The sequence below is a fragment of the Paraglaciecola sp. genome, from assembly GCF_039942875.1.
In the GTDB taxonomy this organism is placed as follows: domain Bacteria; phylum Pseudomonadota; class Gammaproteobacteria; order Enterobacterales; family Alteromonadaceae; genus Paraglaciecola.
Map to the genome: position 1 here is coordinate 108,963 of NZ_JBDVBQ010000056.1, position 23,405 is coordinate 132,367.

The 23,405-nt window shown below is 40.6% G+C and carries 20 protein-coding genes; 16 read left to right on the forward strand and 4 right to left on the reverse strand.

The genetic code is table 11. The annotated features are described in order from the left end of the window. Positions 1 to 118: 118 nt before the first annotated feature. A complete protein-coding gene (locus tag ABJE44_RS20140) occupies positions 119 to 304 on the reverse strand; it encodes a hypothetical protein (protein ID WP_348112065.1) in 186 nt (61 codons plus the stop codon). Positions 305 to 476: 172 nt separating this feature from the next. Between ABJE44_RS20140 and ABJE44_RS20145 the strand changes: the two genes are divergently transcribed. The 4 genes from ABJE44_RS20145 to ABJE44_RS20160 are packed head-to-tail and all read left to right on the forward strand — an operon-like array spanning position 477 to position 3,655. Beyond that, positions 477 to 1,334 carry a MipA/OmpV family protein gene (locus ABJE44_RS20145; RefSeq protein ID WP_348112064.1) on the forward strand — a complete coding sequence of 286 codons (858 nt, stop codon included), beginning with the start codon at positions 477 to 479 and terminating at the stop codon, positions 1,332 to 1,334. A 60-nt stretch (positions 1,335 to 1,394) separates the two neighbouring features. Next, complete coding sequence (locus ABJE44_RS20150) at positions 1,395 to 1,715, forward strand: DUF3019 domain-containing protein (protein WP_348112063.1); 321 nt, start codon at positions 1,395 to 1,397, stop codon at positions 1,713 to 1,715. Beyond that, on the forward strand, positions 1,715 to 2,416 hold the full coding sequence (locus tag ABJE44_RS20155; RefSeq protein WP_348112062.1) for a response regulator: 702 nt from the start codon (positions 1,715 to 1,717) through the stop codon (positions 2,414 to 2,416). The genes ABJE44_RS20150 and ABJE44_RS20155 overlap by 1 nt, the downstream gene beginning before the upstream one ends. Positions 2,417 to 2,422: 6 nt before the next feature. Next, positions 2,423 to 3,655 (forward strand): ATP-binding protein, encoded by a 1,233-nt coding sequence (locus ABJE44_RS20160; protein WP_348112061.1) that lies wholly within the window; start codon positions 2,423 to 2,425, stop codon positions 3,653 to 3,655. 42 nt (positions 3,656 to 3,697) lie between these two features. Here ABJE44_RS20160 and ABJE44_RS20165 read toward each other — a convergent pair whose 3' ends face one another. From ABJE44_RS20165 to ABJE44_RS20175, 3 genes are read right to left on the reverse strand one after another with little or no spacing between them, the layout of a single operon-like run. After that, positions 3,698 to 5,290: a hypothetical protein gene (locus ABJE44_RS20165; RefSeq protein WP_348112060.1), complete on the reverse strand. Its 1,593-nt coding sequence runs from the start codon at positions 5,288 to 5,290 to the stop codon at positions 3,698 to 3,700. A gap of 31 nt (positions 5,291 to 5,321) precedes the next feature. Continuing rightward, the gene (locus tag ABJE44_RS20170; RefSeq protein ID WP_348112059.1) at positions 5,322 to 7,835 is read right to left on the reverse strand and encodes a LamG domain-containing protein; all 2,514 of its coding nucleotides are present in this window, start codon (positions 7,833 to 7,835) and stop codon (positions 5,322 to 5,324) included. A gap of 2 nt (positions 7,836 to 7,837) precedes the next feature. Continuing rightward, entirely contained in the window at positions 7,838 to 8,995 is a 1,158-nt protein-coding gene (locus ABJE44_RS20175) for a hypothetical protein (protein ID WP_348112058.1), read from the reverse strand. Positions 8,996 to 9,663: 668 nt separating this feature from the next. On the opposite strand from ABJE44_RS20175, the gene ABJE44_RS20180 reads away from it, so the two are divergent. The 12 genes from ABJE44_RS20180 to ABJE44_RS20235 all read left to right on the forward strand — a co-directional run bounded on the left by ABJE44_RS20180 (position 9,664) and on the right by ABJE44_RS20235 (position 23,391). Then, a complete protein-coding gene (locus ABJE44_RS20180) occupies positions 9,664 to 12,558 on the forward strand; it encodes a hypothetical protein (RefSeq protein WP_348112057.1) in 2,895 nt (964 codons plus the stop codon). Between the two features lie 41 nt (positions 12,559 to 12,599). Then, positions 12,600 to 13,358 (forward strand): SH3 domain-containing protein, encoded by a 759-nt coding sequence (locus ABJE44_RS20185; RefSeq protein ID WP_348112056.1) that lies wholly within the window; start codon positions 12,600 to 12,602, stop codon positions 13,356 to 13,358. Then, complete coding sequence (locus ABJE44_RS20190) at positions 13,328 to 13,966, forward strand: outer membrane beta-barrel domain-containing protein (RefSeq protein ID WP_348112055.1); 639 nt, start codon at positions 13,328 to 13,330, stop codon at positions 13,964 to 13,966. The genes ABJE44_RS20185 and ABJE44_RS20190 overlap by 31 nt, the downstream gene beginning before the upstream one ends. A 27-nt stretch (positions 13,967 to 13,993) precedes the next feature. Beyond that, complete coding sequence (locus ABJE44_RS20195) at positions 13,994 to 14,554, forward strand: TlpA disulfide reductase family protein (protein WP_348112054.1); 561 nt, start codon at positions 13,994 to 13,996, stop codon at positions 14,552 to 14,554. A gap of 12 nt (positions 14,555 to 14,566) precedes the next feature. Next, the gene (locus ABJE44_RS20200) at positions 14,567 to 14,803 is read left to right on the forward strand and encodes a DUF4266 domain-containing protein (protein ID WP_348112053.1); all 237 of its coding nucleotides are present in this window, start codon (positions 14,567 to 14,569) and stop codon (positions 14,801 to 14,803) included. Between the two features lie 22 nt (positions 14,804 to 14,825). Then, positions 14,826 to 15,959, forward strand: a complete 1,134-nt coding sequence (locus tag ABJE44_RS20205; protein ID WP_348112052.1) for a DUF3570 domain-containing protein — start codon at positions 14,826 to 14,828, stop codon at positions 15,957 to 15,959. A gap of 39 nt (positions 15,960 to 15,998) precedes the next feature. Further along, positions 15,999 to 16,544, forward strand: a complete 546-nt coding sequence (locus ABJE44_RS20210) for a hypothetical protein (RefSeq protein ID WP_348112051.1) — start codon at positions 15,999 to 16,001, stop codon at positions 16,542 to 16,544. A gap of 2 nt (positions 16,545 to 16,546) precedes the next feature. Continuing rightward, positions 16,547 to 18,619: a tetratricopeptide repeat protein gene (locus ABJE44_RS20215; RefSeq protein WP_348112050.1), complete on the forward strand. Its 2,073-nt coding sequence runs from the start codon at positions 16,547 to 16,549 to the stop codon at positions 18,617 to 18,619. Then, positions 18,616 to 21,642, forward strand: coding sequence for a tetratricopeptide repeat protein (locus tag ABJE44_RS20220; protein ID WP_348112049.1), 3,027 nt, complete (start codon positions 18,616 to 18,618; stop codon positions 21,640 to 21,642). The genes ABJE44_RS20215 and ABJE44_RS20220 overlap by 4 nt, the downstream gene beginning before the upstream one ends. Beyond that, a complete protein-coding gene (locus ABJE44_RS20225) occupies positions 21,629 to 22,384 on the forward strand; it encodes a tetratricopeptide repeat protein (protein ID WP_348112048.1) in 756 nt (251 codons plus the stop codon). Before ABJE44_RS20220 ends, ABJE44_RS20225 begins: the two co-directional genes overlap by 14 nt. Then, positions 22,381 to 22,659: a hypothetical protein gene (locus ABJE44_RS20230; protein ID WP_348112047.1), complete on the forward strand. Its 279-nt coding sequence runs from the start codon at positions 22,381 to 22,383 to the stop codon at positions 22,657 to 22,659. Before ABJE44_RS20225 ends, ABJE44_RS20230 begins: the two co-directional genes overlap by 4 nt. 63 nt (positions 22,660 to 22,722) lie before the next feature. After that, complete coding sequence (locus ABJE44_RS20235) at positions 22,723 to 23,391, forward strand: MotA/TolQ/ExbB proton channel family protein (RefSeq protein ID WP_289029991.1); 669 nt, start codon at positions 22,723 to 22,725, stop codon at positions 23,389 to 23,391. The last annotated feature ends 14 nt before the right edge of the window (positions 23,392 to 23,405 follow it).

Here is a 23,405-nt window from a genome sequence, read left to right on the forward strand (position 1 = left end):
AAATCAAAGAATATAGCTAGGTATTAAGGTGATTATATATGAGGCTGCTGAGTTAACTTTTTACAACTAACTCATAATTGATTGTTTGTTTTTAGTAAATATGCTGGATGGATTGAGATTATTTAGGATTTTTTTTAATTTTTGATAAGTCAGTGGGGGCTTCGAGTATATCTATACTAGGTCTATTATCGCCTGAACATGCCACTAAGACTAAAATAATCATAAAGATAATTGCAAAACATAGTAAATCACCCACATTATGTTTTTTCTGCTGAGACATAACTCGACCTCTCGTTAGCTTCATAAACTTTACTCTCACAGTTTACTGGTCTCTTCGCTTTATTAATGCCTCAAATTGCTATTAATTGTGAATAATTGTAATCGAGCCATTCATAAAAGAAAATATTTGGTAGTCTGGGGACATAGTTCACGATTGGAGTACTTACTTGTTTGTTTTTAGCCGCTTAGCTTTGCTAATGACATGTTTATTTATAAGCTATTCGTCAACAGCATGTTCTGAAACAGAAGAGTGTATTTCAGAAAATAGTTGGCAGCTTGGCTTAGCCGCAGGTTTAGGTATTAAAACCAATCCACTTGTAGGTGGCGATAATATCCCATTGCTATTATTGCCAGATATTGCTTGGTATGGAGAAAAAGCCTATTTAGACAACCTTGAACTAGGTTACCAGTGGATAAATAATGAGGCTATAAGTTCAGAAAGTTTTATACAAATAGATAGTGAGGCCGCTTTTTTTTACTTTCTACACCCCGACAATATATTTACTTCCAACACCATAAGTGGTTCGGATAATCCGAACCGGCCCAGTTCTGATGAATATTTGGATACGCCCAGCGAAGATGACAACACTAACAAAGTTCTATCCATAAATGAGGTTACTGATAGGTATTGGGCTGTAAATGGGGGTGTTCGTTTACATTACTTTGTTGTCAATTCTGAGTTTTCCATTGCAGCGATGACAGACGTTTCAGGTGTGCACAAAGGCCATCAACTCGAGGTGGTTTATCAGTATAAATGGCAATGGCATACGGCTCGCTTTAACACTAAGCTTGGCGTTAATTGGAAAAGCGCAGATTTAGTTGATTATTATTACGGTGTTGACGAACGGGATACTGATCAAAAAGATTTGTTTTATGATGTGAAAGGCGGATGGCAGCCACACCTTAGTGTAAATGTACAAATTCCCATTGATGAGCATTTAATGTGGCTCGTTAATTTAGGGTATCGTAAATTACCAGACACTCTTTATCGTAGCCCCCTTGTTCAAAGTAATCATATTAAGCGAGTTTTCTTTGGAATGGCATATCGCTACTAATGGGCTGAGACATTGAAACATAGCCTCTTAATACTTGCCTTATTATGGAGTAAATGTGGATTGGCAAAAACACCATCATGGACGGTGCAGCCAAATATTTGTATAGCAAAAGAAGTGGGTGAAACCTGCCATATTGAGTTGATTATCACGACTCAAAACCTGCAATCTGGCGTCTATTGTTTATTTATGGGTTCAAAAAAAGTAATTTGTAGCCAAAAAGGGGGTCTACCTAGAAAACTTGCCCTTTCTTATAGTGAAAATATTAGCTTGATATTAAAAGATAAAACCGGAAGTCAGGTACTCTCTCATAATTTATCAATAAAATATAAAGAGGCTAAAAAGTATAGGCGTAGGATCCGTAACCCCTGGAGTATATTTTAATGAAACAGGTTTTATTAGTTGAAGATGACGAAAGACTAAGCACACTTATTTGCCAGTTTTTAATTGAAAATGGATTTGCGGTCAAACGTTTAGCCAATGGTAAAGGCCTTATGGAGCAGGTTAAAAGATCGCCCCCAGATATATTAATTTTAGACATTATGTTACCGGGTGAAAATGGATTTACACTTTGTAGAAATGTACGTTCTTTTTACCAAGGGCCGTTATTATTCATGACGGCAAAAAATGACGACTTTGATCAAGTATTAGGCTTAGAAATAGGGGCTGATGACTATATTATAAAACCTGTTGAACCTCGGGTACTAGTTGCAAGACTAAACGCACTTTTACGCCGTAAGGCACCTATTATAACAGAGGCTTCAAAGTCAGGAAAATTACGTTTTGGGCAGCTGGTTATAGATAGCTCAAGTCGCACAGCACTGCTGCAGGGCGAAGATGTATTTTTAACTAGCCATGAATTTGACATGCTTTGGAAGTTAGCTGAAACCCCTTCTACCTTAGTTGAGCGCTGTACACTTTATACTGAACTTATTGGCCGTGAATATGATGGTTTAGACCGCTCTGTAGACGTAAGGATTTCTCGATTGAGGAAAAAGCTTAAAGATAATAGTCAACACCCTTACCGAATTAAAACCATTTGGGGAAAGGGCTTCTTTTTTGTAGCTGATGCTTGGGACGATTGATAAGTAATGGCCCGATTATTTATTAGTCTGTATGTCTTCATAGTGTTTGCCTTAGTTGGTCTAAGTGCGGGTTTAGATAGATTGTTCTTCAGCGATGAAAGTAAACAAGTTTCTGATGTGTATATTTCTTTAATCGAACAAGCTAACAAGCAAAACATTGAACTTACAGCGTTACTTAAAAATTTGGATTTAACTTACAAAGAATATGCTACAGAGGATATTGCCTGGTCCAAAAGTAATTTGAAAAAACTGGATAATGGGGAGGCTATTAAGTTAAGTGATCCCGTGTATGGTTCTCAAGTTTATATTTCTGTAGATGACGGTAGTCTATTTGAAATAGATATACCAGAATCAGGTCTGGATTCAGCTCATTTCTTTATATACAGTTTATTGTTTTTTATCCTCTTAGGAGGCGTGATAGGACTATGGATTTGGCCCCTATGGAAAGACTTGGCTAGTTTACAAAAAATAGTCGCTAAGGTCTTACCTGATGGGAGTATTGCTAAAAACAAAATCCATCACTCTTCTGTAGTTTTTCCCATCGCACAATCTCTGAATACCATGGGTGAACAAATTGCCCAGCTGATGCAAAACCAACGCGAGCTGAGTGGTGGGGTGGCTCATGAGTTTCGCACTCCATTGGCGAGATTAAAGTTTGCCTTAGCCATGAAACCCAATGCCCAAAGTGAACCTTGGAAAGACATGCATAACGATGTAAATGAGCTAGATAGATTAGTGCAAGAGATGCTTGATTATGCCAGTACTGAAACCCGAGTGCCTGAAATGAACTTGGCAGAAATTCCCATAAAGCAACTCTGTAATGAATTACTTGAGCGGCTCAAAAAAAGTCATTTTAAAAATTTAGAGGTTGTCGTAGTGGGAGACGATGTGACGATCTTAGCGGATGAGCACTTTATAGAGCGGTCAATTAAGAACTTAGTGTTAAACGCAGTGCGTTATGCCCGTAGCAAAATAATAATTCAAGTTATACAAGATAAAAATTACATCGATATATGTATCGAGGATGATGGACCTGGGGTAGTTGAAGATATTCGCGATAGAATATTTCTACCTTTTTTTCGTCCGGATGAAGGACGAGATAGAGATAGGGGCGGCGCTGGTTTAGGTTTAGCCATAGTCAAACGTATCGCAAGCTGGCATAAAGGTACCTGTTATGTTGATACCTCTGAATTAGGTGGCGCAAAGTTTGTGATTCAATTGCCGAATTTACTCAATTAAGATGTAAATAAGCAGTTGCAGGGGTTGCACCATATTTGGTTTTTAGCTGTAGGTGCCACTGACTATGGGTTCAAAGGCTGTCAGGCTATCCATCAAGGCACTATTTCCTAGACCATGAGAAGGAAAAAGATCCGCGAACTTACCTTGTTCTCCATGTAGCGCCATGTAATTCAAAATAACAGTTTCAGCTAGTAGGTTCACGTTATTTGCTGCTGGGCTTGAGGCTGTTTCTACTGAAGCATCACTGCGCATATAACCAATTTGTTGGTGCTGAGCTTGGGCATCTGGCGTAGCCCCTATTAATTGTGGGGTGCCTGTTGGGTTATACACTAAGAAAAATGAAGATGCGGTGGATGAGTTATCGCCACTCCATACGCCTTTACCACGGCCGTCTTCAGATTCATCGACCATGCCATTACTGGCAACTGAACCATCACTGCAGACGTACATCATTAGAGGAACACCCACTCTTGCTGCATATTCTAAACAGGCGCCCATGCATCTTCCGGCTCTTAAATCTCTAGATTCACCAGTAGAACGGTTGCCAGTATGGTAGTCAAAACCACCCATTGTAATGGTGCCTGCTCCGGCAAAACCATTGATCACTAACTTCATCGTTGAGGCAGTTTTTCTGTATTCGGCATCACCGTCAAATTCATCTTGGGTGAAAATGCCGCTTTCACCAACGATATCAGCATCTAATTCTGGGTTAAGAGTTGATGGGTCACCAAATCTGTCGGCAATATCAGCACTCTTTACGTATCCACAATTGACTAAATCTTTGAGGACGTCGTCAGTGGTGATTTGCGTGTTGACCTTGCCCAGCTTCATGGCGCTAATGCGTTGAATTGATTCCATGACAGTGACAGAATCTTGCTGACTTAATAACCCTATCAAGTCTCCGGTATCCACTAATCCAGTAACATCAGAAGGTCGATCAATTTTGGTGGGACGTTTGGCTGCATCGATCATAGAAGTAGGAGACATAGAGTTACCGCCAGAATCCGTATTTCTAGAGCCAATTAAAGTAAGTAGCGAGCCATCTGATCCTGCCTTGTTTACTCCGTACATAGGATTGTGAGGGTTATTGCCTGTATCATTTTCAGAGCGGGCTGGAATAACTGCTCCATTGACATTTGCTCTGTTAGTGATATTCAATTTGTCTTGGATACCACGTAAAAAAGCACTGTCAGCATGGAATCCTAAGCCAAGCTCTGTATTAATGTAGTCACTTAAACCAGTATCCGGGTTGGCAATAGATGGGATCATGTCGCCAGGTAATCCTAACTTGCTATAACCTGCTGTGCTTAAAAAGTCTTGCTGTCCACCTTGGCCGCCAACCAGAACGTTAGAACCAGAAATATTAGCTCCCCCTGCTAAATCAAATACTATAAAGGGTATTTTTCCTGCACCTTGAGTTGCTATACCACAGCTACTTTTTAATGATTCAAGATCTGAGGATAGGGCAGCGTGAGCTTTATTCGGAGAGGCAAATAGGCTTAAGGCAGAACCACTTAAAACCGTCCCCATGCCTGCCATAAAACCTTGGGCAATAAAATCTCGCCTCGTCATGGGCTTAGCATGGCAAGCATGATAAAGCGGGGCGTCTGGACTTAATGTTGGTTTATGTTTCATCTGGGGACCCTTTTAACTTTATCTATCGTTATTATTGCAAAGTGATGGCAGCGCTACCTAGCGCGCCGGCACATAAAGCTTTAACGACGGTTTTTGTATAACTTGCATCGCAGGTTTTACCATTACTACAGTCTGTGAGCCTGTCTATTAATGAGTTTAACTCAATCGCTACCGAACTATTGTCAGGTTGGGTTTCTAAATCTATACCTAAGATATTTTCTGAAATAGGATCGAGTATGAGGTTCCTATCTTGATTCTCGAAAGCACTAGATGCGGCTTCATCAAAATCAAAACCATTAAAGTAACTTTCTCTTAATGAAGTGGTTTCCACTAACTGATCGCAGTATTTAATGGCCATTTGGGTTACAGCCATTTGGTTTGATGCTAAAAAGCTGCTCATGTTGGTAACTGACGGAAGCTGCTGTTTTAGTGCTTCAAAGGTCGCTTTTACCTCAGTATTATTTATAGGTACTGTGGTGGTGGCTGCCATACTGGCATTAATTTCAATAAAGTTTCTGATACCAATATCAGACTGGGGATCCAAGTCTGTGGCTTCAGCAGATGCTGCTGGGTCTGCTTCAATTACCACATTGGTTTGGTCACCAAGTACTTCAAATGTTAAAAAGAATTCGTCTAATTCTGCGCCTTTTTCTATGGCTACTATAGTACCCATAGAAGACAATATTTGGCCTTCACCGGGTATGTAGTCTGAGTCGGTTAGCTGAGTGTCGAGGTTTTGAAAAACTTGCCCAACTGTGGCCTCACGGCCATTGATACCGATGCGCATACCTTCAACAGGTATGCTACCAATATTGACTGATTCATCTAGCGAGATAAAGAAGGGTTCGGTAAATAAGTAACTGTAACTATCAAATTGGCTAACTTCTAATACTACATAACTTTGGGGGACTTCTGTGATGTCTGTAACTTCGAATAATAAAAAGAATTTTTGACCTATGCCCATCTCAAAGTTCTGGGTAATTTGCTCACTAGATAATACTCGGTTGTGGATGGCTACCATACGAATTGAACCGGCCCACGGAATATCACCAGATACCTCATTACCTAATACAAAGGCGTAGCTGTCATTCCAATCTCCAAAGCCACCGGCCTGCACATTGTCTAAGTTACCTGTGAATTCACCATTTACAAAAATTTGGCGGCCATTGATAGGATCATAGTTAACAACTACATGTTGCAAGCTAGCTTGTAACACTTCGTCTGCATCTGAAGTCGATAATGCCGGCTCGCCATTTAGGTCTGTCTCAGTGGTACGCAGTAGTACATCATAATTGTATAAGCTTTGCCCAAGGCTAAAGTTACGGGTGGTGTCACCACCAGAATAGCTGATGATCCGCGCAGGGCCTTCCTGAGTCACATTTGCAGGTACTACCCAAGCTTCAATTGAAAACTCACCAGTAGCGGTAATTGAATCATATATTTTTTTACTATTAGCGGTTGAGCCTTGAGCTTTTCCGTCTGTTAGTTGTATGCCCCAGCCACTAAGCCACTCTACATCACCATTTAAGGTTAAATCCAATGCGGGTTCAACGCCACTAGTATCAAAGGCAGTACTGCCAGAGCCTGCTTTGAACTCCCATTTGGCAATAGCATTGGTTTCAAAACGACCACCGCCGGTTGCTAATGTACCTTCATATAGGGTTATCGCTTTACTGTTAATAAGCGACTCATCTAATTCAGTGACAGATATTTCCTCAGCCATGGCTAAAATAGCGTCTACTAGATCACTTGCATTGTTAGAGCAGTCGCTCCAACAATTATGGAATTCGTCTCTGACTCGTTCTACAAAGCGAGAGTTTTCTGGGATATCCAAATTGATTCTAGATTTTGAGGCTTCGTAAGCTTCGTCAATATCACTAGACGCAAAATACGGTGAAATAGGAATTGTGGCAGAATTGGTGTGGCAGTTTGCACAATAGGTTTCTAGTAATGGATAAACAGTGTCAGTAAATAATTCATTAGACTCTGGGAAGTTTTTATTAGCGCCTGGCTCTTTAGATTGGGGGGCTTCTAATTGGACTTCGTTGGCAACATTCTCGGTTTGTGCCCAGTTGGATACCCAAGTTGTCATGATGTCAGCACAAGCTTCGTCACTACTTAGCCAGCAGTTGTGTCCTTCAGAAATTTTACTCACTAACATTGAGTCTTTAGGTGATACTAAATTAACTAATGATGTGGCTTCTTTATAGGCAAGGTTTATATCGTCATTTCTTACGAAAGCGGGCGATTGGGTATTTTGTATATGGCAAGCGCCACACCTACTCTCAGTACTAATATTGTCCCATAACTCTACTTTAAATTGTGTTACATCTTGGGTTGATGCAACAGGGCCTGAGTAAGCTGTTGTCTCGATTGTGTCTGCAGAGTTTAAAGGGTTTTCGACCACAGCTGTGGTGTCAGAACCACAGCCGCTGAATAGTATGGCAGCTAACGCTAAAGTGACTGAGTTTTTTGCAATAACGCTGCTATGATGAATGAACTTAGCTCGTAACGGGTTGAATAGGCTGCGAATCGTGATACCCATGATCATTCTCCCTTACAGTAGTCAGCTGAATCAGCAAACACTTGTTTGATGTTGTAACCAGTGTTGGTAAATGTACTTGTCATTGCTGATATTTCGGCTCGGTCTGTGGCATCTTGGGGGCTGCGCAAACATACATTTTCAAAAACCTTAGTGACTTGGCAGCTCGCAAATTGCTGGCTATTCGCCAACTCTTGTCCCATGGTTTTGGCACCGTTACCGCTGTCGGGCAGTGATTCATTCCATCCTAAGTTTTTATTTAAACCTTCACGCCAATAATTACTCCAACTGTCATCATGGGTAACATAACCAAATGGGAAGTTATTGCTATTGATATGATATTTACTTTGGACTTGTGTACCTGTATCTGGGTCTATCAGTGACCTAGTGTTGTATTGTAAAGCACCGTATTCGCCATCGGGATCAGATTCTAAATCGTATTCATAATCGTAATACGCAAAAGCTTGAGCTAGGGGGTCCATACCCGAGTGACAACCAATACATGAGTTATTAAATATTCGGCTATCTCCACCTGGACTGCGGCTAATATCCTGACGAATACGGTCTGGGCTGCGAGTGGTGTCTTTCACCCCTTCTAAATCAGTACACATGTGATTGATTAGAGTAAAACGAAACATGGCGCGATTAGTGCCGTCTTTAAAAAATGATTTTGCCGCGGCTCGGGTGGTCATCACACCTGCTGATGCATTCGCAGGTAAGCCCGTCACTGATGATTGTGTGGTCGCTTGTAATACTTCTTTTAGGTCTGCGTCTAAGTCGTCTAATGCTTGGTAGTGAGCATTGCTGGTAACAGAATATGCGGGAGCATTCACTGTGTTATCAGCTACGTATAAAATATCGCCACTGAGTATTTCTCTAAAATCCACATCGTCTCTGATCATACCAATGACTGTGGCCGTATAATCGTTCAAGGGAGCAAATACGTCGGCCTCTTCATTGGTCCATGGCGTAACCCAATTTTTGAGGGTCACAGAATAAAACGCAGAGTTTTCCATCGCTAGGTATGCGGCGTCAGTTACCTTGCCTTGGTCTATGTAAGTGGTCATTTCATCAAGCACATCTGCAGTTGGAGGTATGCCTACAACCCTATCGTGGATGCGTTTGGCCTGCTCTCGCGAACCTGCCGAGCTAATAGCCGGCATCAATAAGCAGCTTACAGTAATGCCCAAAAGCAACTGTTTGCTAATCTTCTTGTGTGTGATGAAATATGTCAAAGGTAACTCCCATGGCCGCCTGTTGGTGCTCAAGCTAAACGTCTTGAGAAGGTTTTAATCAATATCACTAGGTGCAACAACATAAGATCTAGTAACTAGGTCTAGGTTTTAATACCCAAGTATTTGCTGATCTATTTTCAATACCCTTAAACATCTAGGGTTGGAGCTTATAAGTGTAAAAATTAAACTTAAACTTTTTAGCTAGTTAGCATGAAGTGGGCCATGGCTTATCAGCGCTTGGTATCTATGAGATTAAGCATACAAAGCCATAGTTGATGGCTTTGCCAAGCCAAGATGGCGTTACTTTTTATAGACTTGTTGCCGCAAATATTGAGGCTGTTTTTAATACAATATTTGTGATGTGACTTGGTAGCTAGCTGAAAAAAGTCGTTTTACTACAAATTGGAAGAGTTTGTGGATGTCGTCAAAAGGGCACATGAGTTTTTGTGTAAGCCCTTTTGATAATTTATGAGGTTTATTTTTAAGGCCTATTGGATTGCAATCTAGTACGTTTTAAAACGTATTAAAAATCATCCCCAATAATAGTTTGCTTCATTGTTGATTACTGTCGTTAATGTAACTATCTAAAAACAAGAATGCTCAGAGTTGCATTAGATAGACAGTATTTACTAAATACCAATACTGATAATCTATTAACTACCGATATAGAGTGGGGTACAGCCATTAACCTTATTCTTAAGAGACGCTTTACATCAGTTCATTTGGAGACACGAAATAATGTTTGGAGTATTACTAATGTCGATATACGTATGTTTTCGAACCTAGTTTTTAAGACTCTTAGGTGCTCACTTTACCTCAGGCTGCAGGCTGTGTTTCTGTGTCTAGGTCTTTTGGGGTGCGGCGATGATTCTATATTGCTCAGTGATCAAGATGCTGATCCAGTCGTGATAGACGTTCCCATTGCCTATATTAAACGTATCGCCCCCTATGATGATGAACAACTTTTGGTTGAGCAAAGTATCACTCGACCAGCTGACTTTATTCCCGGTGCATCTCTATATATAAAAAGTAGAGCTGCTGTGAGTGCGGCTGAAACTAACATCTCGGCTGCAGCGTTTTTTAGTGAAGAGCAAATTGCCGCTAATGATCCTGAACTTGATACCTATGATGTTAAAGATTTGAACGTATCTTATGATGGCGAACGGTTAATATTTGCTATGCGTGCTCCAGAAATTGAAGATGCCAACGATGATGAACAACCCACTTGGAATATTTGGGAGTATGATTTAACTAGCGACACGCTAAGACGAGTCATTGTCTCTGATCTCGATGCTGAATTTGGTGAAGATACAAGTCCAGTGTATTTACCAGATGGGCGTATCGTGTTTAGCTCTACTCGCCAGCAAGCTAATCAAGCTATTTTATTAGACGAGGGCAAACCTCAATACCAAGCTATTGATGAAGATAGAAATCAGACTGCCTCTGTATTACATGTAATGGATGCCGATGGTGAAAATATACAGCAAATTTCATTTAACCAAAGTCATGACTTAGACCCAACCATCCTTAGCTCAGGCAAAATTCTGTTTAGCCGTTGGGATAATGCGGTTACAAACAATACTGTTAATTTGTATCAAATGAATACAGATGGCAGCGATTTAGAAATTGTATATGGCCGTCATAGCCACATTTCGAGCAGCAGTGATTTAGCGCTTCATTTTACGCAATTAGCGGAACAGCCTGATGGTCAAGTATTAGCTATGTTACGGCCTTTTAGTACTAATCAATGGGGCGCAGATTTTATCAACATTGATGTGGCTAATTATATTGACGATACCATGCCCATAGCCTCACAACCTGGTTTAACTGGCCCAGCACAAACCCCAGCTATATTTGATAACGTATTAATAAATGGTGATATTTCTCCAGGAGGAAGTTTCTCGGCTATGTATCCTTTGTGGGATGGAAGTGAGCGAATTCTATTTAGCTGGAGTCAGTGCAGAGTGTACGATCCTGAGCAAGATGGGGATACTGACGATGCGTTACAAATATTGCCTTGTGATGACACTTTATTAGAAAACCCAGTGGTAGAAGCCGCGCCGCTACTTTATGGATTATGGATGTATGACCCCATAGACAATACTCAATTGGTTATTAATGTTCCAGAAGAAGAACTGTTTTATACCGACTTAGTGGCTATGCAGCCAAGGGCTTTTCCGGGTAATGCGCTTATCGCTGATGAATATGATCAAGATTTGGCATTAGAGGGGTTAGGCAGAGTGCATATTCGTAGTGTTTACGATTTTGCTGGTATTGATACTAGTCCACAGGGTATCACAGCATTGTCAGACCCAACTCAAACACCTGTCGTAGATAGACCCGCGCGCTTTTTAAGAGTGGTTAAGGCGGTATCTTTGCCTGATGATGAAGTGCGTGATTTTGACAATTCAGCTTTTGGGCGAAGCAGCGCTCAATTAATGCGTGAAATTATAGGTTATGTACCTATTGAGCCTGACGGTTCAGTGCTATTTAATGTGCCTGCGAATGTACCACTGAGTTTTAGTTTGTTGGATCAAGATGGTCAAAGGATCAGTGAGCGCCATCAAAACTGGTTACAGCTTGTTTCCGGAGAGGTGAAAACCTGCAATGGTTGTCACACTCAAAATAGTGAAATGCCCCACGGCCGTTTAGATGCTGAAGCAGACAGTATTAACTTAGGAGCGACTAGTTCAGGTGGAGGATTTCCTAATACTAACCCTGCTCTGTTTACGGATGTTGGGGATACTATGGCACAAACAGCAGGTAGAGTTTTAGGGGTTAGTTACCCTTCAGCAGATATTGTTTTTGAAGATATTTGGACTGATCCAGATATTCAAACGCCAGTAGCAAGCTTTAGTTACGCTTATTCAGATCTACAGTCTACATTGCCTATATCTAGCAGTTGTGCATTAATATGGACCTCCTTGTGCCGTATTGAGATAAATTTCCCCGATCATATTCAACCGATATTCTCTGTAGACAGACAAGTTTATTCTGAGGACGGCGTTACCTTATTGGAAGACAGAACATGTGTCAGTTGCCATACCCCAGATGGGTCTGATGACTTAGCCCAAGTTCCCGCTGCACAGTTAGACTTAAGAGGCGTCGCTTCCACAGATGACCCAGATGTTTTTACCAGTTACCGCGAATTAATGTTTAGCGATAGTGAGCAAGAGCTTTCCGATGGTGTATTGATTAATCGCCTAGTAGAAGTGACAGATAATGATGGCAATATTGTCTACGAAGTAGATGAAGAAGGAGAGCTTATTCTAGATGCTGAGGGTAACCCTATCGCGGTCACAGAAACCGTGAGTGTGACCAATAGTATGTCTACCAATGGAGCTATTTCCAGTAATCGATTTTTTAGAGTGTTTGACCAAGGTGCGATTCATGACGCTTGGCTAACACCCGCAGAAAGCAAACTATTATCTGAATGGTTAGATATAGGTGCTCAGTATTACAATAATCCATTTGCGGCACCCGTTAATTGATGTTGTGTTTAAGGCTAAAAAGTGGCGGGCATAAAGTGAAAATGGCATTTCAAAACCCATTTAATTTCAGATGTTTATTGTTAGTTTGCATGTGGCTTTGTACGACTTCTGCGTTAAGTGAAGAGCTTATACAGGCAAAAGTAGTAGAGCCTTACATAGAAATGCATTCAGGGCCTGCTGGTGGATATCCAGTAATACACGTGGCCGCTAAAGGTGAATGGATAACCGTATTAAAGCGCAGAACCAGTTGGTTTAAAATTATCACCGCCGATGAAATTCAAGGTTGGGTTAAGCAAGATGACTTGCATTTAACTGAGAGTAGCCAAGGGCAACCTGTGAAATTATTTGATGGTTCTTTTGCTTCTTTTTCTGAGCGTGATATTGAGTTTGGCATGTTAGGCGGCTCATTTGAAGGTATCCCATCATTAACTATATTTGCCGATTGGGTCGCCACAGACAATATTAGTGCCGAAGTCAGTGTGACTCAGGCGTTGGGTGACTTATCTGAAAGTCAGTATTTTTTGGTAAAGGCACAACATACTACTTTCCCCGAGTGGCGGTTATCTCCCTATATTAGTCTCGGAGTGGGTCAAATTCGCACCCAACCTAAAGCAAATTTAGTACAAAGTGGCGATGAAGCACGTACCAGCGATTTATATGCTGTTGGTCTTGGTGTGAGGTATTACCTAGCAAAAAACTTTTTAGTGAAATTAGAATATAACAATCTTCAAGCTTTAACGAGCCGAGATGAAAACGAGGAAATAGAAGAATGGAAGTTAGGTTTCGCAGTTTATTTCTAGTGGTGTTGGCATTGCTGAATTCTTCAAGCTTAATGGCTCAAGAGCCTGTAAAAGCCGGGACTCTAATTGAGCCAAAAGTAACAAGACAAGACATCAATGAAGCGAATATTGATTCAGAAAACTTTGAGCTTGGCCTGTTAGTGGGTGTGATTAGCATTGAAGACTTTTCATCTAGCCCTTTGTTTGGATTACGTGCTGCCTACCACATAAATGAAGATTTTTTTATCGAAGCTACATATGGCCAAGCAGAAGCAGGGGAGACCAGCTTTGAAGTCTTGAGTGGTGGTGCGCCATTTCTTACTGAAGAAGAAAGAGATTACAGTTTTTATAACGTGTCATTTGGGTACAACTTAAATGGTGAAACTTTTTTTACAGACAATTTAGTTTTTAATTCTGCTACCTATTTTACCCTAGGGGCAGGTAGTACCGACTTTGGTGGAGATGAACGTTTTACCGTGAGTTTAGGGGCGGGTTATAGATTGCTTCTTACTGATTACATGGCATTGCATTTTACCCTACGTGATCACTTATTTAACTCCGAACTTATAGGTGAAGAAAAAACTACTCACAATATTGAATACGGCTTTAGTGCGACGTTTTTCTTTTAACCAAGCCCCTTTTAAAACGAGAATTTTATGAAAATGATAGCTAAACAAGAAACACATATCTTCGGACGTAAAGCATTGATGCCTAGCATCAAATCCACTTTAGGTTTTATTAGTACTAGCGCTTTAGTCTTGCTTTTAAGCTTTACTGCGACTGCCGCCTCTACCCCAAAAGGACCTGCGCCAGATTTTACTTTGGCGAGTAAGGACCATGGTAATGTTCGCTTACAAGAACAAATAGGTAACGTTGTACTTATTAACTTTTGGGCATCATGGTGTGGCCCTTGCCGTGAAGAGTTACCACATATGGAAGCGCTGCAACAAGAATTCGCCGACTTAGGTTTTGTTATTCTAGCTGTAAACGTGGATGAGGACCCAGCGAAAGCGGATGTATTGCTAAATGACATCCCTGTGAGCTTCCCTGTGTTGTTTGATAGTAAAGATGAAGTTAGCAAGCTATACAAGGTTAATGCTATGCCCACAACTGTATTAGTAGACCGAGATGGTAATCACCGTTTACTTCACAACGGTTATAAAAGTGGGGACGAACTGAAATACAAAAAAGCGGTGAAAGCCTTACTAAGAGAGTAGGAATTATTCACTATGAAAAAAGCGCATATCCAAATTTTACTGTGTTGTTGTATTGCTATTGGTGCAAGTGGTTGTAGTACTACATTTGAACCTTGGGTAAAACCCTATGAGCGGGATAACTTAGCCGACACGATTATGAGTATGAATAGAAACCCAGTTTCCGCTTCTTATACTAACCATGCACTACAAGCTCGTGAAGGTGCTCGTGGAGCCGAAGGTGGCGCTGGGGGTGGCTGTGGTTGCAATTAATAGTATTTATAAAGTTAAAAACATGAGCTTAATAAAAGCAGTGACCTTATTCAGTCTAATTGCCCTGACTTGGCAAACCCAAGCAGCTGTATTGCCTCAAGATAGATCCGATGCCATGTATCATTCTTATCAAGGTGGCGGCATGTCTATTGATGGCCCTTCGATTTTATTACGTAAAAAAATCGGTAATTCAGTATCCGTTTCAGCCAATTACTATGTGGATACTATTTCAGGCGCATCCATTGATGTGTTAGCTACTGCTAGCCCCTATGAAGAAGAACGAACAGAGAAAAGTGTTGGGGTGGATTTATTGCACGAGAAAACCTTGGTGAGTTTTAATTATACTAATAGCTTAGAGAATGATTTTTTTGCTGAGTCTTATCATTTAGGTGTAAGCCAAGACTTTTTTGGTGATTTAACTACTTTAACGTTAGGTTTCTCGAAGGGGAGCGATGAAATATGTAGGATTGGTGATGTATCATTTTACGAAAAAGCCGAAAGACAAAATTACCGATTAGGGTTAACCCAAATCATTACTAAGAATATGATTGTTGGTCTTAGCTTTGAAAATATTGCAGACCAAGGCTATTTGAATAATCCTTACCGCTCGGTGCGCTATATAGATCCAACAGCTGCCAAGGGGTATCAATTTGAAACCGAAGTTTATCCCAATACCCGCAGAAGCAACGCGGCAGCCGTCACCGCTAATTACTATTTACCTTATCGAGCATCAGTGTATGCAGAGGCTAAATTGTTTTCGGACTCTTGGGGCATAGACGCCAACACTTATAAATTAGGTTACATACATACCTTCGGTAATGATTGGATAGTCGAACTAAGAGCCCGCCATTATGCCCAAGAAAAAGCCGACTTTTATCAAGATTTATTTAGCCGTAGTGCTGAGTTTAATGTACGCGCCCGAGACAAAGAAATGAGCACATTTAATAATGTGTCATTTGGTGCCAGTGTTACCTATGAATTCCAGTTTTCTGCGGCAAATTTTTTCAAAAAGAGCACCATTAACCTCGACATAGATCATGTTAATTATGATTACGATAATTTTAGAAACGTACTTCTTGATGCGCCTGTGGGCGAAGAACCACTTTACCAATATTCAGCTAATATCACGCGCTTGTACGTGTCGATATTTTACTAATTGCAAACTTGTGAAATAGCTCAAAGGATAATCGATATTATGACGTTTCAATTTAAAACACTGCCCGCTAATTTTGCGTTTATATGTCTTATGCTAAGTGTTAATACTTACTCACAAGATACTGCAAATACGCATGTTGATGGACAATCCTTGACGCAACAGTTGCAGACCTTGAGAAAGGAAGTGATTGCCCTAAATAGAGACTTGTTTGTACTAGAGGAAGACTTATTATTTCCTTCAAGTACACAAGTAGTGGTGTATCTTTCAATGGATGTAGGTACTTACTTTGATTTAGATTCAGTTGAGTTGAAACTAGATGATAAAACTGTGACTCACTACCTATACACAGAAAAGCAAATTAAGGCTTTATACAAGGGGGGGGTGCAAAAGTTACATCTAGATAATTTGGGGCAAGGTGAACATGAATTAACTGCGTTTTTTATTGGTAAAGGACCGGAAAATAGAGAATACAAAAGAGCCACGAGTTTAACCTTTAGCAAGACAGCAGAGCCCGTATCGTTGGAGTTGAGTATTGTAGATTCAAGCGTTAAACAACAACCTTTATTCAAGGCTGTTGAGCTGTAAACATGCAGAAGAATTCCTTGGTTAAATCAGTTCTTTATTTTGCCTGTAGCGTGGTTATATCCGCCATGGCTTCGGCGCAGGATTCGACGGATGAAATACCCTCTAATCCAGTATTACAAAAAGCTTATCAACAAGTTTTATATGATTATTATCAAGGTGATTTTGCCGAAGGCCTCACCAAAATTTCAATACTAGAACAACAACACCCTAATGGCTTATTGGCTATATCTGAATCTTTACGAGGTGATATTATAGAGCCTGAATTATTAAAGGGCGCTATGAGTTTAGCCTATGGTTTGAATGCTCAAGCAGCAGAAATATTCACTCGATTATTAAGAGATAAACAGTCAGAAAAAGTGTCGGCTTACGCGTGGTTGTTGTTAGGTGAAGCCCACCATCGAAGCCGTGAGTTTGAGCAGGCGGCAAAAGCATTTGCTAATATTTCAATGGAGCAAGCAGATACTTTTTTTGATACGACAACCCGAGATCATTGGTTGTATTTGCAGTCTCAGTTACATGGTTTTTTAATCAATTCAGATACCCCAAAAAATACTCGCCGCGTTAAAGCTCAGAGTCATTGGTTACAAGAACTGTCTGATGATTCAATATACCGTCAATATATTGCTTACAATCAGGCGTTAGGTTTATTGCAAAATGGTGAGGTAGAGCTGGCAATATCTGAGCTTGATAGTTTAGCTTCAACAAATACCGGTTTAATTGAAAGCTGGGGAAATTGGGTTAACCCCCTATTTGATGCAGAACAAAAAGCGCAGGAAGAAGACGAAAAAGCAGCAATTAAAGATAGAGCAAATCTAACTCTGGCTTACGTTTTAATGCAACAAGGTGAACCCCATGATGCATTTCGAGCCTTTGAAAAAATTCGTACAGAAGGCTTAGATTACGACGGCGCACTCTTGGGATATGGCTGGGCCGCAGCAGAAAAAGGTGATTGGCAAATCGCATTGGCTATTTGGCAGAAATTGATTCAAATGCCCCAGCATAGTGAGTTTACCTTGGAGGCTTATATTGCCAGTGCTTATGCCTATGAAAAAGCCTTTGCGCCTAAACAAGCTATGAATATGCTGCAGTCAGGCGTTGCTCGTTTTAAACAAGCATCTAACGTGTTAGAGATGGCTCATGAGCAGGTTTCACAGCCACAGTTTATTTTAGACTTAATACCATCCTCTCTAAATTTAGAAAAGCAATCTGATAGTTATGAGTTGCTAAGTGAAAAAGGCCAACAATTAAACACACAGTTTATTTTTAAAAGCATTAGTGTCAGCAATGAATTTAAAGCGGGTATAGAAGCCCTAAAAGCTAGCCTAGAAATTCAAACTCAATTACTGAATTGGCAGCAACGTATGTCGCAATATCATCTTATGTTAGACGAACGTAAAGTTGAGAGAAACCTGCGCGCAGAAAATATGAGTGCTGATCGTACTTTAGATAAACTGGCTGATTTAAAAGAGGTGCGAGAGCAATTAGCTGCTCATTTACAGCGGGCTGAGGAGTTGCAAGATGGCAGTGTCTTTATGTCGGCGCAGTACCAAGATTGGGTAAAAAGGGTGAAACGCTCGCAGCTGCGGCTAAAAAAGATAGCCCAGCTTAAATCTCAGTTAAATCAAACGCCTTTAGCAGAGTCTTACGCTAACCGATTGGATGTGGTTGCAGGAAGATTAACCTGGCTGTCATCCGAAGCGCTACCTGCCAATATGTGGCAAGCTAAAAAAGCATTAGCGCTTTTAGATCAAGAATTATTAACCACCGAGAAAAGACAATACGATTTACTAAGCCAATTGGCTAGAGCGCCTCTTTATGCAGAACAGTGGCAAAGGGTTGACTCCATCGCCGCACGTTTAACAGTACAGATACAAAAGAACGAAGTGCTGCAACAAAATCTTATTACTCAACTTTCAGTAATTTTTAAGCAAGCCATAGTGGCCCATCAAGATAAAGTGAGCAATTACTTATTACAGGCACAGCTGGCTACAGTTCGTTTAAGTGATCAAGCTTTACAGAATGAAGAAGGTGACCTAATAGAACAAGGCCAAACCCCAAAGGATAATTCCCAATGATATTGAGTTATCTGAAAACACCTAAAGTTGCCATTTATGCAGTGGGTATAAGTGGATTTGTTCTAAGCAGTTGCAGTATTTTTACTGAAGATTTCGAACCTCAATCACAAGCAACACCGCCAGTATCTAGCCAAAATTTAGGTGATGTGTATTTTGAGCCATTACCTTTAGATCATGAGCCATTACAACAGCCAGATACCAAGACTTTAAGAGATCGATATCAAGCATTACTTACTTTGGTGGGGGACCCTAAAACTAGAGAAGTTGCAGCCTATCGTCTTGCGGATTTAGAAGGGTTAGTGGCTGAAGCGCAGCTTGAAGAAGGGGCCGCTTTACAATCTTCTAGTTCGAATTCTGAGGCTGTGGAGTCCCAGTTGTTTGGTGCCACTATTCAGCGCTATCAAGAATTGTTGAACAGCAACCCTGACCACGAAAATAGTGCAGAGGTCTTGTACCAATTAGCAAAGGCCTATGAACAACAAGGTTTAACTGAACAAAGTTATCAAGCCTTAGAAGAGTTAGCTATACAGTTTCCAGATTTCCCCTATTTAGCGGAAGCATATTTTCGTATGGGTGAAGCCCAGTTTAATCTAGGCAATTACTTAAGTGCCATAAGCAATTATGAGCAGGTGATAAACCTAGGGGCTCAAAACCCCTATTTTGCTACCGCTGCCTATATGTTGGGCTGGAGCTACTTTAAAGATGAACAACAGCCACAAGCGCTAAGCGCATTTAGGCAACTTTTAGATCATACCCTCCCCAATGAAGTGATTGCGGAGTCTATGCTTTCTCAAGTGGATAGTCAGGCGCAAATAGAAAGGTTACCTGTAGGTAAAAAGCGTTTGGTGAAAGATACTATACGTATAATGAGTTTGTTATTTTCATATCAAGACAGTTTATTCACTGAGCCTGCCGCCAGTATTGAAGAGCACTTTGCAGGGATTGGCCCGAGACATTACGAATATGTTTTATATGATGCGCTTGCGCAACATTACCTTAACAATGACCGCTATCGAGACAGTGCTAAAGCTTATAAAGCCTTTAGTGAGCTCCATGCTCAACACTTTCAAGCGCCTATTTTTGCAGTTAAACAAATTGATGCCTATATCCTAGGGAAGTTCCCCACTTTAGTCTTACCAGCAAAAGAGGCCTTTGTACTAAGCTACGGAGTGGCGGGAGACTACTGGACACAATGGCCAGTAGTGCTTCAAGAACAGGTGGCACCTTATTTAAATCAGTATTTACAAGAGTTAGCACAGTTTGAACATAGCCGAGCCCAGTTACTTGGTAATGCTAGCAAAGGTGATACGGGTCAAAATTTCGAAGCTAGCTCACAAGAATTGCTGCAACAAAGTGTGACAGCTTATCTAAACGCTGCCACCTGGTATCAACAATTTATCGACACCTTTCCTCGAGATCCACAAGCTCCCGAATTTCTATTTAGATTAGGAGAAAGTTACTTTGCTGCTAAGCAATACGTGAAAGCTATCGAAGTATTTGAAACCTATGCTTATAAACCTAGTTATGGCATAGATTATTCTCTTAAGGGATACCCGAAAGCTGCAGAAGCGGCCTACTTAACCTTATTGTCGTACCGAGAGTTAATGGCAAGCCCAATAGGAATGGCTCAAGAAGAGCAATCAATCTGGTTAGAAAAACAGCTTGAGAGCCAAGTGGATTTTGTAACTGAGTTTGCCGATGACCCCCGTGCTCTTGATGTGTTACATACTAATATTCAGCAATTGTTTTTGCTGAATCGATACGAAAACGCCATAAGCAACGCCCAGCTGTTATTAGAATGGCAACCTCAAGCCAATGCCGATAAAGTGTTAGCTAGCCACTTAGTGATGGCACATAGTTATTTTGCGCTATTGCAATATGCTGCTGCCGAGTCCAAGTACGAAACCATTCTGCAAATATTGTCGCCTGAAGATTTACGTCGTTTTGACATGCAAGAAAGGCTTGCCGCAAGTATTTATAAACAGGGTGAAGAAAACATTCGCCTTAACTTTTTACCTTTAGCCGTAAACGACTTTTTAAGAGTCATCGCTAAAACTCCTAACTCTACCATTAGACTTAACGCTCAGTATGATGCCGCTAGTCACTTGTTAGAAATGAAAGAATGGCAACAGGCCATTGGCTTATTAGAAGACTTTAGGCGTCGTTTTCCTACACACGAGTTAACTAAAAACATTCCTGAACAATTGATTTTAGCTTATCAACAAAACGAAAACTGGCAGCAAGCCGCAGATGAGTTGTTGGTTTTACATCGAGCTAATCCACAGTCAGAAGAAGGACGTCAGGCTTTATATGTAGCTGCTGGATATTTCTACAAAATTGATAATAGAGAACAAGCCCTTAATTCTTATCGTACTTATGCTCATAGTTACCCGTTACCTTTTGCCGAAGCCAATGAAGCGCGTTTTATTATGAGTGAGTTTTATTTAAAAAGTAACGAAGCCAGTAAAAGACGTTTTTGGTTAAACAAGTTAATTTTGGCTGATAATCAAGCCCAGCAACAAGCCAATATGCAGCGAAGTGATCGTTCTCGTTATTTAGCCGCTATGGCGTCTACTGTCTTTGCCCAGGATAAATTGTATAACTATAAAGTTATAAAATTAACGCAACCGTTAAAAACCAGTTTAGCCAAGAAAAAAGCAGCGCTTACTCAAGCGCTTGATGCTTATAACCAAACCTTAGCTTATAAAATTGAAGAATTTAGCACGGCCGCCAATTTCAGTATTGCGGATATATATCATCAATTGGCTAAAGATTTGATGGACTCTAGTCGCCCTGCAAACCTAAATGAATTAGAGCTTGAACAATACGAACTATTGTTAGAAGAACAGGCTTACCCTTTTGAAGAAAAGGCTATCGACATCCATGAGACTAATGCCCAAAGAAGCTGGAATGGTGTGTATGACGACTGGGTACAAGAAAGTTTTCAGGCATTACAAATCCTATTACCTGGCCGCTATAACAAGCTTGAAAAAGCGTCGGAGGTAACAGATGAAATTTACTAAATACTCAAGTTTTGTATGGGCTGGTATAGGATTAATGTTGGCGGGTTGTGCCAATCTGCCATTTTCTGAAAATACACAGGAGCCGCCAGAAGTAACTGATACTGCTACAGCTGAAGCAGTAGAGCCTTTAACACCTATACAAATAAAAGTATTAGATTTAAAGGCACAGCCTAATTTATATACACAGCAGTATTCTCAATCAAACCAAATTTTGTCGCCCTTACTTAAAAAGCAGTTTACTCAAGCTATGGCTCACAAGACTGAAGGGGAGTTTCAGCAAGCCGAGTCGCTACTCAAGCATTTGTCTGAGACTCAACCCCAGCTATCTGGTGTGTGGTTGCAATTAGGGGCTATAGCGTTGTTAAAAGGCAGTCAATTAAAAAAGGCCGATAAAAATACCAGCTTAGATAAAAGCGAAACCTATTTAACTCATGCCATAACGGCGAATGAACTTAACTTCAAAGCCCATAACTTATTAGGTCAGGTTTATCGTAATCAAGGCCAGTTTACTCAAGCCTTGCATCACTATGATAAAGCGATAGAAATTTGGCCCGCATTTCCCGAAGCATATATGAATAGAGGTATTTTGTATGACCTATATTTAGGCGATAAATCACTCGCTTTAGATGATTACACTCTATACCAAGCCTTGTTAAATGAGCCATCTAGGCAAGTAAAAGGTTGGATCGCCGACTTAAATAGACAAATCAAAGCCCAGCAACAAAATGGAGGCCTACAGTGAAATTGAAATGTTTTACATTGATTATGTTAAGTTTATCTAATTCTATACTTTTTGCTCAACAGCAAGAAGTCGTCACCATAGAAGAAACTATTCGTGGTAATCAAGAGCAACCTAAAGTCTTAACTATAGTGCCTTGGCAGGCTCCGTCGTTGAAAGAGGCTTTACCTAGTCAGATTGTTGAGCGTATTAATAAGCAATTTGTTCCCCTACAACGTGATGAGCTTTTGAGAGAACTAAGCTCGTTACGTACCAAAAACTCATACTCAAAACACTAGCTTTATACCTTGTTGGTGAAAATAAAGTTATATAGTGCACCTACTGATTTTTAGGAGTAAGTCATGGATTTTTTCCAAACAATTGTAAGATTTTTTCAGGAAGGGGGCGCCTTTATGTTCCCAATTGCAGTGGTGCTAGCATTAGGCTTAGCCATTGCTATTGAGCGCTATTTCTTTATTAGCTTTGCAAAAAGTGTCAATAAAAAAGCGTTCAAACAAATGGAGCCTTTGCTGAACAAACATGACTATGCAGGTGTTTTAAGTTTTGCTAGCAGTAGTAAAGCGCCAATTAGCCGCATTATTGGTGCGGGTATGGCGAGATTAAATCATAGCCAAAGACGTGAAGACATTGAATATGCGATGGAGGAAGGTTTGTTGGAAACCACCCCTCGTTTAGAAAAACGTACAGCGTATTTAGCTACCTTGGCCAACATCTCAACCTTGTTGGGACTACTAGGTACTATTATTGGATTGATTGCTGCGTTTTCTGCCGTGGCTACCGCAGACCCTTCAGAAAAAGCGAGTTTGTTATCTCAAAGTATCTCAGTTGCCATGAATACCACAGCATTTGGGTTGATCGCCGCCATTCCTCTTTTAGCATTTCATTCTGTTATACAAACTAAAACCACTGAAATCATCGACAGCATGGAAATGGCTGGCGTGAAGTGTGTGAATGCTTTGATTGCTCGTAATGATTTGAACACTCGTTCACGCTCATCTGACGATAGTTAATTGAGCTGATAGTT